Origin of the sequence: Pantoea sp. YR525, from assembly GCF_900116775.1 — a bacterium.
Classification (GTDB): Bacteria; Pseudomonadota; Gammaproteobacteria; order Enterobacterales; family Enterobacteriaceae; genus Pantoea; species Pantoea symbiotica.
The window spans coordinates 282371-297688 of the sequence record NZ_FPBU01000002.1 but is presented as its reverse complement, the minus strand read 5'-3'; the positions used below and the strand labels follow the sequence as shown (position 1 = coordinate 297688).

15 protein-coding genes are annotated in these 15318 nt (G+C 54.0%); 10 read left to right on the top strand and 5 right to left on the bottom strand.

Annotated elements, in window-relative coordinates:
• Window positions 1-10 precede the first annotated feature (10 nt).
• The 5 genes from BM323_RS04880 to BM323_RS24460 all read left to right on the top strand — a co-directional run bounded on the left by BM323_RS04880 (window position 11) and on the right by BM323_RS24460 (window position 2022).
• Entirely contained in the window at window positions 11-358 is a 348-nt protein-coding gene (locus tag BM323_RS04880) for a YebY family protein (protein ID WP_036650191.1), read from the top strand.
• 504 nt (window positions 359-862) lie between these two features.
• Window positions 863-1075, top strand: a complete 213-nt coding sequence (locus BM323_RS04875) for a transcription antiterminator/RNA stability regulator CspE (RefSeq protein ID WP_007889586.1) — start codon at window positions 863-865, stop codon at window positions 1073-1075.
• 2 nt (window positions 1076-1077) lie between these two features.
• Window positions 1078-1221: a cold shock small protein YmcF gene (locus BM323_RS24605; RefSeq protein ID WP_085982370.1), complete on the top strand. Its 144-nt coding sequence runs from the start codon at window positions 1078-1080 to the stop codon at window positions 1219-1221.
• A gap of 195 nt (window positions 1222-1416) precedes the next feature.
• On the top strand, window positions 1417-1737 hold the full coding sequence (locus tag BM323_RS04870; RefSeq protein WP_008110454.1) for a hypothetical protein: 321 nt from the start codon (window positions 1417-1419) through the stop codon (window positions 1735-1737).
• Window positions 1738-1854: 117 nt separating this feature from the next.
• On the top strand, window positions 1855-2022 hold the full coding sequence (locus BM323_RS24460) for a hypothetical protein (protein ID WP_008110452.1): 168 nt from the start codon (window positions 1855-1857) through the stop codon (window positions 2020-2022).
• Window positions 2023-2100: 78 nt separating this feature from the next.
• Here BM323_RS24460 and BM323_RS04865 read toward each other — a convergent pair whose 3' ends face one another.
• The gene (locus BM323_RS04865) at window positions 2101-2832 is read right to left on the bottom strand and encodes a class I SAM-dependent methyltransferase (RefSeq protein WP_008110449.1); all 732 of its coding nucleotides are present in this window, start codon (window positions 2830-2832) and stop codon (window positions 2101-2103) included.
• A gap of 256 nt (window positions 2833-3088) precedes the next feature.
• Here BM323_RS04865 and BM323_RS04860 point away from each other — a divergent pair, with 256 nt between their 5' ends.
• On the top strand, window positions 3089-3736 hold the full coding sequence (locus BM323_RS04860; protein ID WP_036650188.1) for a metallophosphoesterase: 648 nt from the start codon (window positions 3089-3091) through the stop codon (window positions 3734-3736).
• A gap of 3 nt (window positions 3737-3739) precedes the next feature.
• On the opposite strand, the gene rsmF is transcribed toward BM323_RS04860, so the two are convergent.
• From rsmF to yebS, 3 genes are all read right to left on the bottom strand, one after another.
• Entirely contained in the window at window positions 3740-5164 is a 1425-nt protein-coding gene (gene rsmF / locus BM323_RS04855) for a 16S rRNA (cytosine(1407)-C(5))-methyltransferase RsmF (RefSeq protein WP_008110434.1), read from the bottom strand.
• Window positions 5165-5236: 72 nt separating this feature from the next.
• On the bottom strand, window positions 5237-7876 hold the full coding sequence (locus tag BM323_RS04850) for a PqiB family protein (RefSeq protein WP_008110432.1): 2640 nt from the start codon (window positions 7874-7876) through the stop codon (window positions 5237-5239).
• On the bottom strand, window positions 7845-9089 hold the full coding sequence (gene yebS, locus BM323_RS04845; RefSeq protein WP_008110430.1) for a membrane integrity lipid transport subunit YebS: 1245 nt from the start codon (window positions 9087-9089) through the stop codon (window positions 7845-7847). The genes BM323_RS04850 and yebS overlap by 32 nt, the downstream gene beginning before the upstream one ends.
• 217 nt (window positions 9090-9306) lie before the next feature.
• Between yebS and BM323_RS04840 the strand changes: the two genes are divergently transcribed.
• The 4 genes from BM323_RS04840 (at window position 9307) to htpX (ending at window position 13745) form a co-directional block, all read left to right on the top strand.
• The gene (locus tag BM323_RS04840; protein WP_008110428.1) at window positions 9307-9807 is read left to right on the top strand and encodes a GAF domain-containing protein; all 501 of its coding nucleotides are present in this window, start codon (window positions 9307-9309) and stop codon (window positions 9805-9807) included.
• 96 nt (window positions 9808-9903) lie between these two features.
• Window positions 9904-10584 (top strand): RNA chaperone ProQ, encoded by a 681-nt coding sequence (gene proQ, locus BM323_RS04835; RefSeq protein ID WP_008110425.1) that lies wholly within the window; start codon window positions 9904-9906, stop codon window positions 10582-10584.
• A 19-nt stretch (window positions 10585-10603) separates the two neighbouring features.
• Entirely contained in the window at window positions 10604-12643 is a 2040-nt protein-coding gene (gene prc / locus BM323_RS04830) for a carboxy terminal-processing peptidase (RefSeq protein ID WP_008110423.1), read from the top strand.
• Window positions 12644-12863: 220 nt separating this feature from the next.
• Window positions 12864-13745, top strand: coding sequence for a protease HtpX (gene htpX / locus BM323_RS04825; protein ID WP_008110421.1), 882 nt, complete (start codon window positions 12864-12866; stop codon window positions 13743-13745).
• 51 nt (window positions 13746-13796) lie between these two features.
• Here htpX and BM323_RS04820 read toward each other — a convergent pair whose 3' ends face one another.
• On the bottom strand, window positions 13797-15179 hold the full coding sequence (locus BM323_RS04820; RefSeq protein WP_008110419.1) for an MFS transporter: 1383 nt from the start codon (window positions 15177-15179) through the stop codon (window positions 13797-13799).
• Window positions 15180-15318 lie beyond the last annotated feature (139 nt).

Here is a 15318-nt window from a genome sequence, read left to right as displayed (position 1 = left end):
TGAGGTCGATATTTTGCTGAAGAAACTGATTCCAGCTTGCGTATTGATGGCGCTGTGCAGCCAGGCGATGGCGGCACAGATTATTACCGTCAGCCGTTTTGAGATTGGAAAAGACAAATGGCCCTTCACCCGCGAAGAGGTGATGTTGACCTGCGAGAAAGACGGCGCGCTGTTCGCGATTAATCCGGGCACGCTGCTGCAGTATCCGCTCAACGATAAAGCCCTGGCGCGCAAAACTGCCGGGCAGGGCACGCTGCAATCGATCGACACCATCGTCGCCGTTGATAAAGCCCATCCAGGTCAGAAAATGAGTCTGCAGCCGATCATCGATCGCGCCCAGCAACTGTGCGATAAGTAATCCCCTAATTTTTCGGGCGTAGCGCACATTTCTGTCGCTACGCTGCTTCCCCGTTCTGTCTGCACGATCACAGAGTTGTCACCTTTCCGTATCAAACCTCCATATTGGCTGGAAAACCACCAATCCTGGTCTACCTTTAAATGGCAAGGCGTCCTCGCCTGCAAAAATGCCAACTTTTAGCGCACGGCTCTCAAAGAGCCATTTCCCTGGACCGAATATAGGAATCGTATTCGGTCTTTTTTTGCCTCTTTTTTGCGTTGCAAATTTAAAAACAACGATTACTCATCGAGAATTAAATATTATTTTCGCTTGCTAGTGGCGCAAATAAATGCGTTAATGCTTCGTCGGTCTGAATAGCAGACAGTTAGAAGGTTAGTTCCCATTGTATTTCTCATCCCAGTTAGTGCCGCTTCAAGCCCTTTCTCTTTGAGTCTTATCCTAAGTTCTGATTCGTATCTGCAACTCGGCCCTTACGCCAATAGGCTCATTTAAAAGGTAAAAATTATGTCTAATAAAATTCTTGGAACGGTAAAATGGTTCAACTCTGAAAAAGGCTTCGGCTTTATTTCTCCTGAAAATGGCAGCAAGGACGTTTTCGTCCACTTCTCAGCCATTCAGGGCACTGATTATCGCTCACTTGATGAAGGTCAGCGTGTTGAGTTTTCAGTTGAAGATGGTCCTAAAGGTCCGTCTGCAACAAATGTATTAGGTCTGTAATTATTCGTATTTATCATCGTTTAAGATGTCCGCATTGCCAGAGTTCACAATATCGCACCTCCGCGTTCGATATTACTAAAATGAACCCGCATGGCGCTAAATGCATTTTCTGCAAATCATCAATGATTATGTTGAAAACTGCATAATAATGGATATTCTGCCCTGATAATTATTAGGGCTTATCAGGTAATTGCCTGATATCAGAATTATTAGCACTGCTTAGGCAGTGCTTTTTTATTTCTAAATACCCATCTTAACGTTACTTATTCCCCCGATCGTCATCTCCCCCAGATGCTACTGTTTCTCGTAATAAATCGCCGCTTTAGTGAGAATCTTGCAAGATGTACAAGCCTGTTATTCTGATCGCCATGCTGCTGAGTGGTTGCGCGCTGAAACAATATCCGCAGTCTGCCAATGTGAGCGATGCCGAAGCGCAAACCTACGACTGTGCAGCACTGAATCAGGAGATTGCTAAAAGCCAGAGTGTTAAGCAGCAGATCGATAAAACTGGCGAGTTTGACGCGCTAACCATACTCGGCTTCGTCGGGGATTTTGGTATCGGTAACGGCCTTGCGAAAGCCAGTGCGAACAATAAGGCTGCAGCGCGTTTACAGCAGTTGGAAAATCTCAAGGCTGTGCGTTGCGAGCATAACGCGACTTGATGATGACCGGACGGGAAATAATCAGCAGAAAAGGTGCGGTCATATAGCTGCAGTCAGTCTGTGCGAAAAATGGTATAACGTTGGCGCATCTGATTAATGGCCGGATAAGGATCCTTCATGGCAAATACACAATATCTTCTCTGGGTAATGATTGGCACCCTAACGCTGCTTTGTATCTTTATTGGTGTGGTAGTTGGCCGCGCCAAAACGCCGCGTATTGGAACGCTGACATTCGCCGGTTTATTAGCCTTCTTCTTGCTGGCGATCTTTTTAATCACGCGCTAGTACGCAATGCCTCCTGAATGTCACAAATAGCGTCGCAGGGATATGTAAAAGGCTGCAGTGTGCAGCCTCAAGACAACGTCACAATGGTTTACGCGCTGCCAGCAAAAACATCATCGGACGATCGCGTTCTTCCGCCAGCGCGGGATTCAGCGCAACCATCTCTTCGCTCGGACCCCATTCATCGAGATGCACGATCTCAAATCCTGCGCCGATCACTGCATTGATCCAGGTTGACAGCTTGCGATGCTGCTTCTTCACGCCATCGGCAAACCAGTTGCTGATGCGTTCGCCTTCCTGCTGATAATGATTGACCGGCCAGCTGCGCTGCTGGTGCTCATCCACAATCCACTGCTGTTGTGCAGGCGCGGTGTAAATCGGATGTTCACAGGAAAACACCAGCGCGCCGCCAGGCGTGATTGCCTTAAAGAGGGTAGCGAAAAGCGCGTCAATATTGGTGAGGTAGTGCAGCGCCAGCGAGCTATAGGCGAGATCAAAGGATTCGGATAGCTGCAGCGTTTCTAAATCGGCGCGCTGATAGCGAATCTGCGTTCCCTGCGTCATGGTTGCGGCCTGCGCCAGCATCTTCTCGGAAACGTCGAGTCCCAGCACGTCGCGTGCGCCTTGCTGCTGTGCGTATCGGCAAAACCAGCCGTAGCCGCAGCCTAAATCGAGAACACGTTTATCCTGCAGATCAGGGAGTAATGCACGCAGTGCGGGCCATTCTGGTGCGCCGTCTAATCCCTTAACGGAACGTGGCAAGGTGGCGTAACCGGCAAAAAAGGTAGGATTGTCGTAAATATTCTGGCTCATACAGGCTCCTTTATATGATGCGCAAAGGAGTTTAGGCGTTTAGCGCGGAATGTAAAGTCGCGTAATTATCCCACAAATAACAGATGTACCAGACGAGCGAGTGATTCCAGTAGCAGCAAGCTGCCGATGAAAATAACGATTAATACACCAATGAATTGCTTCCGTCCGCTCATACTGTTCCCTCCGCTGGCTAAACCTGACCGGACTATACTTTATGCCGGGCTCACTAAACTTCCAGTCAACCGGGGAAGATTACATGCTTTACCAAACGGTAAACACGCAAATGTGGCGAAAGATTTGGGTGGTTGGCGATCTGCACGGTTGCCGCGCCCAGCTCGATGCGCAACTGCAGAAGCGGGATTTCGATAAGCAGCAGGATTTATTGCTGTCGGTGGGCGATTTAATCGATCGCGGGCCGGACAGTCGTGGCTGTCTAGCGCTGATGCAGGAACCCTGGTTTCGCTGCGTGCGCGGCAATCACGAACAGATGGCGCTCGCTGCGCTGGATGGGCGCGATCAAACCTTATGGATGATGAACGGCGGCGAGTGGTTTTGGCAGTTGAAGGGCGCAAAATTAATTGCTGCGCGCCATGCGTTAAAACGCTGCGCTGAGTTACCGTTGATCCTGCATCTGGATTTCGGCGATCGCGTAGTGGTCATTGCGCACGCCGATTATCCTGCCAGCCATTATGCGCTGGGGCAGGATGTTGACTGGCAGCAAGTGGTGTGGAGTCGCGATCGGCTGGGACGCCATCAACGCGGCAGTTCAACCCACATCGATGGCGCCAGTGATTTCTACTTCGGCCACACGCCGTTAGAACAACCGCTTAATGTGGCGAATCAGCATTACATCGATACCGGCGCGGTCTTCGGCAATCATCTTACTCTGGTGCAATTGCAGTGACGTTTAACGGAATAGACGCCCGTCGCGCACCAGTTCACGCGGATAACTGTTTTTAATGCGATTACCCACTTTCTTCGCCAATCCCAGCGGCTGCTGCTGATAGGTGACGATCACTTCATCCCGATTGGGCAAGGTTTCCGGATGAATATCCTGACCGCGATACCAGGTTTCCGCTTCCGCATCGCTGAGTTCGAAATCCAGCGCGCTGCCTGGCTGCGACAGCGCCACAACCGCTTCGTGCTGCCAGCGATAACCTTTAGGGAAGGTTTCTGCCAGCTTAAGGCCGATGCGCGAGAAGCGAACTTTGCCCAACCAACTCTCCAGCGCCGCCGGGAACAGCCACAGCTCTTTATCGCGCTGCCACAGCGTGTGGTTCTCATCCCACTGCAAGCCGACTTTTGCCGCCGCCTGCTGCACTTCGGCGCTCAGTTTACGGCTGGCCGGAGAGAAGGGCAGTTTGCCAACTTTATAGGTTGGCGTGGGCAACGCGGGAATGCTGGCGGTTTTACGCAGACGCGCGACGAAGAAACCTTCGCTATCGAAAATCTGCGGGAACACGTGCAGGAAACCTTCGGCGGTTAACGCCTGATCGGCGCCGGCGAATAGGCCATTCAGCGGTACGATTTCAACCGCATCGGGATAACGCTGTTGCAACCAGTGAATCACCTGCTGATTCTCGATCTGATTCAGTGTGCAGGTGGAGTAAATCAGCGTGCCGCCGGGCTGCAAGGCATGGAATGCGCTGTCGAGCAAATCGCGTTGGGTCTCAGCGATCGCTTCGGTGCTGGCCAGAGTCCAGTTACGTAACGCGTCGGCATCTTTACGCACTACGCCTTCGCCAGAGCAGGGTGCATCAAGCAGAATGGCATCGAAACGCTCTGGCAGCGCGGCACCAAACACGCGGCCATCAAAATGGGTCAGCGCCACATTGCTGACACCGCAGCGGCTGATATTAGCGTGCAGCACTTTAACGCGGCTGGCCGAGTATTCGTTCGCCAGAATAGCGCCTTCATTACGCATCAGCGCGGCCATCTGCGTGGTTTTGGAGCCCGGTGCAGCAGCTACATCCATCACCTGACGCGCATCAGGTGCGGCATCAAACAGCGCGGTGACCGGCAGCATCGAGCTGGCTTCCTGGATGTAGAACAGTCCGCTCAGGTGTTCCGCTACGCTACCGAGCGGCAGCGATTCGTCGTCACGCTCAATCCAGAACCCTTCTGCGCACCACGGAATGGGCGACAAGCGCCAGCCATAGTTGGCGGTGCGGGCGAGGAAATCTTCCACACTAATTTTTAAGGTGTTGACGCGTAAGCTGCGACGCAGCGGTTGCTGGCTAATAGCGAGAAAGCGTTGCAGTTCGGCGTCGTCAGCAAGGCTGGCACGCATCAGCGCGAGGAAATCTTCGGGAAAGCGATCGGACACGGGCATCTACCGGGAAACGAAATGAGCGCGAAGTGTAACACGCGAAAAAGAATCGGGCAGCCAGGCTGCCCGATTTGCTTAAGGTTGATTAGGGTCCGGAATCGCGGTACCCCAGTCGCGCCACGCTTTCGGCGCTTCATCCTGTAGCAGGAAGTGTTTGTTGGCGCCGGCCTGCGGTGCTAATGGCACCGTCGGCGGCGTGGCAAACTGTACGCCGCCGCGAATGAACTGTTGGAAGGTACCGGTTTTCAACACGCCGCCAATCAGACCGAAATCGAAGTTATAGCCTGAAGCCAGCCAGAACACCGAGTTATTGCGCACCAGATGTTGATACTTCTTACTGATACGCAGCGCGATCTGCACGCGATCCGCCATATTGCCCAGCGATGTTCCGGTAACGGTGCCCACTTCTACGCCTCGGAATAGCACTGGCGTGCCCACCGACAGCGATCCCGCGTCAGCTGCATCGACATAAATTGTCAAGCCGTTCAGGTAGCGTGAATCGGTGATGGTGCTTTCCTGCAGTTCAAAGGTGCGCGCCGGAGCACCTTTGCCCGGATCGACGTTGAGATAAGGCTGCAACAGCGTTTCAATATGATTAACGCCCGCCGCAGAGATCTCCGGAGATACCACCGAGAAGCGACTGCCGATGCGCGCGAAGTCCTGCACGTATTCCGGATAAAGCACCGCTTTAGCGACAACCTGATTGTTATCCGAACTCAACGCCAGCGATTCAACCTGACCAATGTTGATGCCGAGATAGCGAATCGGCATTCCCGCCGCCAGTTTGCTAGCGTCATAGGTGTGCAGCGAGATCTGGCTGCCAACTGCGCGCGCGGCTGTTTCTGAAGCGTAGAGCACACGCTTAACGCCTTTCGCGGCCTGCGCGCCGGTCAGATTATCGAAGCTGATGGCACCTTTCAGCGCTCGGTTGAGCGGAGACGCTTGTACCGTCAAGCCGCTGCCGTTGAGCTGCACTTTGGCGCCGCCTTCGGCCCAGAACACGCTTTCGCTGGTGAGCAGCTTGCGATACTGCGGCTGAATGTGAATCGAGATTTCAAACGCATCCGCGCGCGGCACCACATCCACCACTTCACCAACCTGGAATTTGCGGTACAGCAGCACCGAACCGGCCTGCACATCCGGCAAGCTGTTGGCGGTAAGTTTCAGCGTGGTCGGCGGCTGTTCGCCCACGATGCCTTCCTGGGCCCGCTCCGCATCGGCATATAAAGGATAACGACTGGATGGATTGCCTTTCGCGCCGGGAATCAGGCGAATGCCGCCATCGACCCATTCGCGTGCGCTGGCACCCAGCACCTGCATACCGTCGAGGCCAAACTTCACATCGAGGCGGCTATTCACCACAAACTTGCTGTCGGCATGCACCAGATTACGGTGTTCCGGGTTGATGGCCGCGACAAAGCTGATGCCATTCTGATCCAGCGTGCGTGAAATCACCTGGCCGATTTTCATGCCATACAGCATCACCGGCTGGCCGGCATCGATGCCGTAGGTTTCCGGTGCGCTGAGTTTTACCGTCAGCACGTCAGGTTTTTGCAGCAAGGTTTCGCTGGCCGGTAACACAGTGAAGTGATCCTGCGGCTCACCTTCGCCGGGCACCAGTTCGAAGGTATTGCCGGTTAACAGGCTGCTGAGGTTGGTGTCGGTCAGGCTGATCTTCGGTGTACGCATTTCAATGCGCGTCCCGCTGCGCATCAAACCGGTTACTGAAGGATCGACTGTTAACTCGCCGGTTACTTTGCCGCCATCCAGCAGGTTGAGTTTGGTTAAGGTGCCGACTTCCAGCCCCTGATACATCAGCGGCGTGCTATCGGCTTTCAGGTTATCGCCGCTCGGCAAATCCAGTTTCACTTGCACGCCGCGCTGACTGCGCGCCAAATCCGGATAGAGCTGGTAATTGGCATCCACCTGCGCTTGCTCGCCGTCATTGGGCGAATCGAAGGCAATCGCACCGTTCACCAACGCGGCCAGGCTTTCCAGCTTCACTTTGGCACCGCTCAGGCTGACATCCGCATCAACGCCGGAGACATTCCAGAAGCGGCTCTGCTTTTTCACCAGATTGATAAAGCGGCGCTCAATCAGCACATCAATGGTGACGCCATCGGTGCTGTTATTCAGGCTGTAATCGTAAACGCGACCCACCGGAATTTTGCGGTAGTAGACCAGCGAACCGGTGTTAAGCGAGCCGAGATCCGGTGCACGCAGATGGATCAATAGCTCGCCGGTATTGACGCGATATTTAGGTTGGGTATCGAGCGCGGTGAAGTGATCGCTCTCTTTACCTTTGCCCGGCATCATGCCGATGTAGTTACCGCCGACCAGCGCATCAAGTCCGGAGACGCCCGCCAGCGACGCTTTCGGCGTCACCAGCCAGAATTGGGTGTCTTCACGCAGCGCATCGCGCATGTCGCTTTTGATGCTGGCCTTAATCTGGATGCTGCGATAGTCATCACTCAGCACAATGCCTTGCACCGTGCCCACTTCAACGCCCTGATAGCGAATGGGTGTGCGGCCTGGCACAATCCCGTCGGCGGTCTGGAAGTTAATGGTGATCGTCGTACCGCGCTCCTGATAATTGGTCCACAGCAGCCAGCCAGCAATCAGCAGGGCGATGATGGGCAATAACCAGAACGGCGAAATCTTGCGCTTGTTGCGCAGATTGGCGCTAGTCGGTGTAGTCGGCGTTTCCTGTTGCATGTGCATCCCAGATCAGGCGGCTATCAAGCCACTCTACAGCCATAATGGTCAGAACAACGGCGGCACCAAAATAGAAGGCGGCCGGTCCCATGGTAAAAGCCAGAAGCTGGTCACGATTGACCAGCGACATGGTTACAGCAATCACGAACAGATCCAGCATCGACCAGCGTCCCACCCAGGTGACGGCGCGCAGCAGGCGAATGCGGGTTTTTAAACCCTGTTCGCATTTGAAATGAATGCTGATCAGCAAGGTCAGCATCACTAACACTTTGGTAAAGGGCACCAGAATACTGGCGATAAACACCACGGCGGCGACCGGTATATTGCCCGATGCCAATCCCAGAATGCCGGAGAATATGGTGTCTTCACGGCGTGCGCCATTCACGTACACCACCGAAATCGGCAGCAAATTGGCGGGGATCAGCAGCACAATTGAGGCGATGAGCGCTGACCAGGATTTCTGCAAACTGTGGCGGCGGCGATAGTCGAGCGGCGTGTGGCAACGTGTGCAGCGCCCACGCTCATCGGCTACACCGGTTTGATGGCAGTTAAGGCACACTTGCCACTCTTCGGGCGGGGAAGTGGGCATCGCTTGCGGATAGTACTGTTCCCACAGCTGCTCAACGTTTAGATGAATCAGCGTCAGCAAGCTGAGCACCGTCAACGCGATATAAGCCACTAAACCGTAGCCCACTTCCAGCGAGGCGTAATCTTGCACCTTGATTGAGGCCACCGCCACGCCGACCAGATAGATATCCAGCATCACCCACTCTTTGAGCTTATCCATCATCAGCAGGACCGGGCGCAGGTTCATACCCAGCGCGTTGCCCAGCCAGAGATAGAGGATGCCGACGACCAGCGTGACCGGCGCGCCAATGGTGCAAAACGCCACCATCGACGCGGTTAACGTGTCGCCCTGCTGCGCCATCTGAATCACGCCCTCCACCAGGCTGGCGTTAATGCGCATGCCAAGCAGGCGAATATCGACCAGCGGCAAGCTAAAGGCGAACGGCATCAGCACGATCATCACTACCGCCATGGCGGTGAGTCGCGTCATCGACCAGTCACGGCCGCTCTGAATTTGTGCATGACAGCGAGGGCAATAGGCTGTCTGATGCGATTTCACATCCGGTAAGGAAAAAAGGGTATCGCATTGCGGACAACGCTGATAACGTGCGTGGGGCAACGTCTGGCTGATAGCGTGAATTTTCATAGGTGACGCAAGTGCCCATCGTTCGTTACGTTTACCGGCATGCTGAGTAGCGCAAATTTGCCTGCAATATTCGGTGGTACCAGAATACTCTTATCCACCGACTGCTAAGGGTATAGTAACTAACAGAATGATTCACCTTATGCGCCTGGATTATTAGTGCTTATTTTAACAACTGAGTGACAACAAGGTCACCACAGTGACGAGTTATGGTTGAACAATGAACAAAAAAGCTTTTTACGAGGATTTGAATCGCGATATCCGCGCTCTGTTGGCGGGCGAAACCTCGTTCCTGGCCGCGCTCGGTAATTGCAGCGCGTTGCTTTTTGAACGCCTGGAAGGCGTGAACTGGGCTGGATTCTATTTACTGACGGAACCGAACACGCTGGTGCTGGGCCCGTTCCAGGGCAAAATCGCTTGCGTACGTATTCCGGTTGGCAAAGGCGTGTGTGGTACAGCGGTAGCCGAGGACAAAGTGCAGTTGGTGGAAGACGTGCACGCGTTCCCAGGTCACATCGCCTGTGACGCGGCCAGCAACGCCGAAATCGTGATTCCTCTGAAAGTAAATGGCACCCTCGTGGGTGTTTTAGACATTGATAGTACGGTTTATTCTCGCTTCGATAGCGAGGATGAAGCGGGGCTGGTGGCCCTTACCGACGGGCTTTGTGAAGTGCTGGCGGGCAGCGACATCGTAAAATTTATTCAGCTGACGCACAGCTAATCGACTGGATCACATAGCATTTGGCGATGTTGTCATTATAATGTCGCCTGTTCATGCCTGCTCTGGTCGGCAAATCCGTTGTAATCAGGAAATTTCATGGAAAATCAACCTAAGTTGAATAGCAGTAAAGAAGTCATCGCCTTTTTGGCGGAACGTTTTCCGCAATGCTTTAGCGCCGAAGGCGAGGCGCGTCCGCTCAAAATCGGCATTTTTCAAGATCTGGTCGAGCGTGTTCAAGGCGAACTGAGCCTGAGCAAGACGCAACTGCGTTCTGCCTTACGTCTTTATACCTCTAGCTGGCGTTATCTTTATGGCATCAAAGCAGGTGCCATCCGTGTCGATCTCGATGGCAACGCCTGTGGCGTGCTGGATGAGCAACACGTAGAACATGCGCGCAAGCAACTGGAAGAAGCTAAAGCCCGCGTTCAGGCGCAGCGCGATCAGCAGAAAGCGAAGAAGCGTGAAGCCGGTGAAGAGACCGCTGAACGTCGTCCGCGCAAGCCTGCTCCGCGTAAAGCTGCCGAAGGTGATGCACCGCGTAAGCCACGTCCTCAGGCGCCGCGTGCGGCCGCTACTGAACGTGCCGCAGCGCCGCAGCCACCGCGTGCTAAACCTGTCACTGATACCTCAACGTTGCAGCCCGGCCAGAACATCAAAGTGACCGCAGGCAAAGGTGCAATGGACGCTACCATTCTGGAAATTACCAAAGATGGCGTTCGGGTTCAGCTCGCTTCCGGCATGGCTATGATTGTGCGCGCAGAACATTTGCAGTTCTGAAACGGAGGCTGACCCTGGCATGAACAATATTTTAAAGATCGGTATGATCGCGGGCCTGCTTTTAGCAGGCCCCACCTTTGGTGCAGATAATATTACCCGCGCCGACCAGATTCCCCAGCTACACGAAGATCCACAGCATCCCACCGTCAGCGAACGCGTTACATCGCGTTTTACCCGCTCTCACTATCGTCAGTTCGATTTGAATCAGGACTTTTCTGCGAAAATTTTTGATCGCTACCTGAATTTGCTCGACTACAGCCACAACGTGCTGCTGGCATCGGATGTCGCGCAATTCGCCGACAAGAAAACCACCGTCGGTGATGAGTTCCGCAGCGGTAAGCTGGATGTGTTTTACGATCTCTACAATCTGGCGCAGAAACGCCGCTTTGAGCGCTATCAATATGCGCTGAGCGTGCTGAACCGCCCAATGAATTTCACCGGCAATGACACCATTGACATTGACCGGGCAAAATCGCCATGGCCGAAGAGCGTTGATGAGCTCAACGCGCTGTGGGATGCCAAAGTTAAATATGACGAACTGAGCCTGAAACTGGCCGGTAAAGATGAGAAAGAGATCCGCGAAACGCTGACCAAGCGTTACAACTTTGCCATCCGCCGTCTGGCGCAAAGCAACAGTGAAGATGTGTTCCAGCTGGCGATGACTGCGTTCGCGCATGAAATCGATCCCCATACCAACTATCTTTCACCGCGCAACACCGAGCAGTTCAATACCGAAATGAGCCTGTCGCTGGAAGGTATCGGCGCAGTGCTGCAGATGGATGACGATTACACGGTGATCAACTCGATGGTCGCAGGCGGTCCGGCGGCGAAGAGTAAAGCGATCAGCGTCGGTGACCGCATTGTCGGTGTCGCTCAGCCGGGCAAGCCGATGGAAGATGTGATTGGCTGGCGTCTGGATGATGTAGTTTCAAAAATCAAAGGACCGAAAGGCAGCAAAGTACGCCTGGAAATCCTGCCAGCCGGCAAGGGCACGAAAACCCGCACCGTCACGCTGACGCGTGAAAAAATCCGTCTGGAAGATCGCGCCGTGAAAGGTACCGTGCATAACGTTGGCAAAGAGAAGGTCGGCGTGCTCGACATTCCTGGCTTCTACGTTGGCCTGACTGACGATGTGAAGGTGCAGCTGCAGAAACTGCAGAAGCAGAACGTTGACAGCGTGGTGATCGATCTGCGTACCAACGGCGGTGGCGCCTTGACTGAAGCCGTTTCACTCTCTGGCCTGTTTATTCCAAGCGGTCCGGTGGTGCAGGTGCGTGATAACAATGGCCGCGTGCGCGAAGACAGCGATAATGACGGCATCGTCTATTACAAAGGTCCGCTGGTGGTGCTGGTTGATCGCTTCAGTGCTTCAGCGTCAGAAATCTTCGCTGCGGCGATGCAGGATTACGGTCGTGCTCTGATTGTCGGTGAACCGACCTTCGGTAAAGGCACCGTGCAGCAGTATCGTTCGCTGAACCGCATCTACGATCAGATGCTGCGTCCTGAATGGCCAGCGTTGGGTTCCGTACAGTACACCATTCAGAAGTTCTACCGTATCAACGGCGGCAGTACTCAGCGTAAAGGCGTAACGCCGGATCTGCTGATGCCAACCGGCGTCGAAGCGGCAGAAACCGGTGAGAAGTTCGAGGACAACGCGTTGCCTTGGGACAGCGTGAATGCGGCAAGCTACACCAAAACCGGCGATATCGAGCCGCTGGTACCGCAGCTGACCAAAGAGCACGCCGATCGCATCGCTAAAGATCGCGAGTTCCAGTACATCATGAAAGATATTGCGCGTTTCGATGCGATGAAAGACAAGCGTAATATCGTGTCGCTCAATCTTGCTCAGCGTGAGAAAGAGAACCGCGAAGATGATGCACTGCGTCTGGAGCGTATCAACGCACGCTATCAGGCGGAAGGCAAAGCGCCGCTGAAGAGCATCGAAGATCTGCCGAAGGACTATAAAGAGCCAGATCCATATCTGGATGAAACGGTGAAAATCGCTAACGACATGGCGCAGCTTGAGAAATCTCAGCCTGCAGCCGAAAGCGCGAAATAACCGTTTGGCCTGTGAAACAGCACCGCTTCGGCGGTGCTTTTTTTTAGGCTAAAATCGTTATTAAGCGCTGCTGATACATTGAATTGCGCACTTCACTGCCTAATGTAAAGTTATGTCTTTTTAGGCACTTAAAGATTAAGGTTGCTTGAAATGCGCGGCGATGACCATAGGATAGATATCCGCGCATATGCGCGTGCACAACTGAGGAAGATTAACGTTTATGATGCGTATTGCTCTTTTCCTGCTCACCAACCTGGCGGTGATGTTGGTATTCGGACTGATTTTGAGTCTGACAGGAATCCAGTCAAGCAGTGTTCAGGGTCTGATGATTATGGCAGGTCTGTTTGGCTTTGGCGGTGCGTTTGTTTCACTGCTGATGTCCAAATGGATGGCGTTACGATCCGTTGGCGGTGAGGTTATTGAACAACCGCGTAATGAGACGGAACGCTGGCTGATGGAAACCGTCGGCCGCCAGGCACAACAGGCTGGCATTGCGATGCCGCAGGTGGCGATTTATCACGCGCCCGACATTAACGCCTTTGCGACAGGCGCGCGCCGTGACGCGTCGCTGGTCGCTGTTTCCACCGGCTTGCTGCAAAACATGAGCCGCGATGAAGCGGAAGCGGTGCTGGCACACGAAATCGCCCACATCGCTAACGGCGACATGATCACCATGACGCTGATTCAGGGTGTGGTGAACACCTTTGTTATCTTCATCTCGCGTATTCTGGCGCAGATAGCTGCTGGCTTCCTGTCGGGCAACCGTGACGGTGAAGAGAGCAGTAACGGTAATCCGATGGTTTATTTCGCGGTCTCCATGGTGTTGGAACTGCTGTTCGGTTTCCTTGCCAGCATCATCACTATGTGGTTCTCACGTCACCGTGAATTCCATGCCGATGCGGGTTCCGCCAAACTGGTGGGTCGCGAGAAGATGATTGCCGCACTGCAACGTTTGAAAACCAGCTACGAGCCGCAGGAGCCAGGCAGCATGATGGCGTTCTGTATCAACGGTAAAAGCAAATCGTTTAGTGAGCTGTTCATGTCGCATCCGCCGCTCGATAAACGTATCGAAGCGTTGCGCAGCGGTGAATACTTGAAGTAACCAGTGTTTGCATACCAAAAACAAGGGCGCCAGATGGCGCCCTTGCTGTTTTCAGGATTCGGCAGTCTGCCGTGTCTGCGTCATACGCGCGAGGCTCACCACGGCGGCAACGCTGGCAAAGCCACCTGCCAGCAGCAGTGAGGCGTGTGTACCGTGGTCGTGGAACAGATTAAACATCAGCGCTACCAGCGCCGCGCCGCTGCTTTGTCCCACCAGACGCGCGGTGCCGAGCATTCCGCTGGCACCACCGCTGCGATTACGCGGTGCTGCGGTGATGATGGTGTGATTGTTGGGTGACTGGAACAGACCGAAACCGGCACCGCATAGCATCATGCGCCAGATGATATCCACATCAGTTGGCTGAGTCGGCAACAGTGCCAGCAGGAACAGACCGGCAGCGAACATCGCTAATCCCAGTCCGCCCAATAATCCGGCATGGAACTTCTCGATCAATCGACCCGCAATGGGTGCCATCACCATAGTTGCCAGCGGCCACGGCGTGAGCAGCAAACCGGTTGCTACTTCATCACGACCGAGCACGTTTTGCAGGAAAAACGGCAGCGCCACCATCGCCAGCATCTGCGCGCAGAACGAGCAAATTGAAGTGCCAATCGACAGCGAGAAGATCGGAATGCGCAGCAAATCCACCGGCAACAATGGCACCGGCATTGCCAACTGACGACGGACAAACACTATGCCTACCAACACCAATGCCACCAACTCGGCCACAATCAGCCAGCCGTTTTGCCCTTGTGAGAAACCGCTCAGTGCTGTAATCAGCAGGCCAAAGAACAACGCATTCATTATGGCGCTGGGTACGTCGAATTTCTGTTGTTTGGCTTTCTGCGGGTTATCCGGCAGGAAACGCAACGCCAACCACAGCGCAACAATACCGAGTGGAATGTTGATCAGGAACAGCCACTTCCAACTGGCGACCGAAAGAATCGCTGCCGCCACGGTTGGCCCGGCTGCACTCGACACCGCGACGATCAGCGAGTTAATCGCCATACCGCGCCCGAGAAAGCGCTGCGGATAGATGATGCGGATCAGCGCAGTGTTGACGCTCATCAGAGCTGCGCCACCAAAGCCCTGCAGCACGCGCGCCACGGTCAGCGTATTCAGTGATGAGGAGAGGGCGCAAAACAGCGAGGTGGCGATAAACAGCGCAAGTCCAACTTGATAGACGCGGCGGTAACCAAGCATATCGCCAAGAAACGACAGCGACAGCAGCGAGATAACGATAGCGATTTGATAGGCGTTAACAATCCAGATCGATTCGGCTGGACTGGCATTCAGTTCACGCGCAATGGTTGGCAAGGCCACGTTGGCGATAGCCCCATCCAGCACCGCCATCATGATACCGAGCGCAATGGTGATGATCGCGCCATAGCGCTGTGGAACGGGCAATCCATCCTGAGTAACAGTAGAGGACATAAGTTAGGTAAGTAAAGGAAGTGAATATCATCATGCTAATCAATTCGCTGCCGAAAAGCACCGCATTCATTGACATAAAATTACGTGTGGATGTGTCACTTAGCGTCAGTCGTTGCCGCCATCAGGTTGAAACGCATAT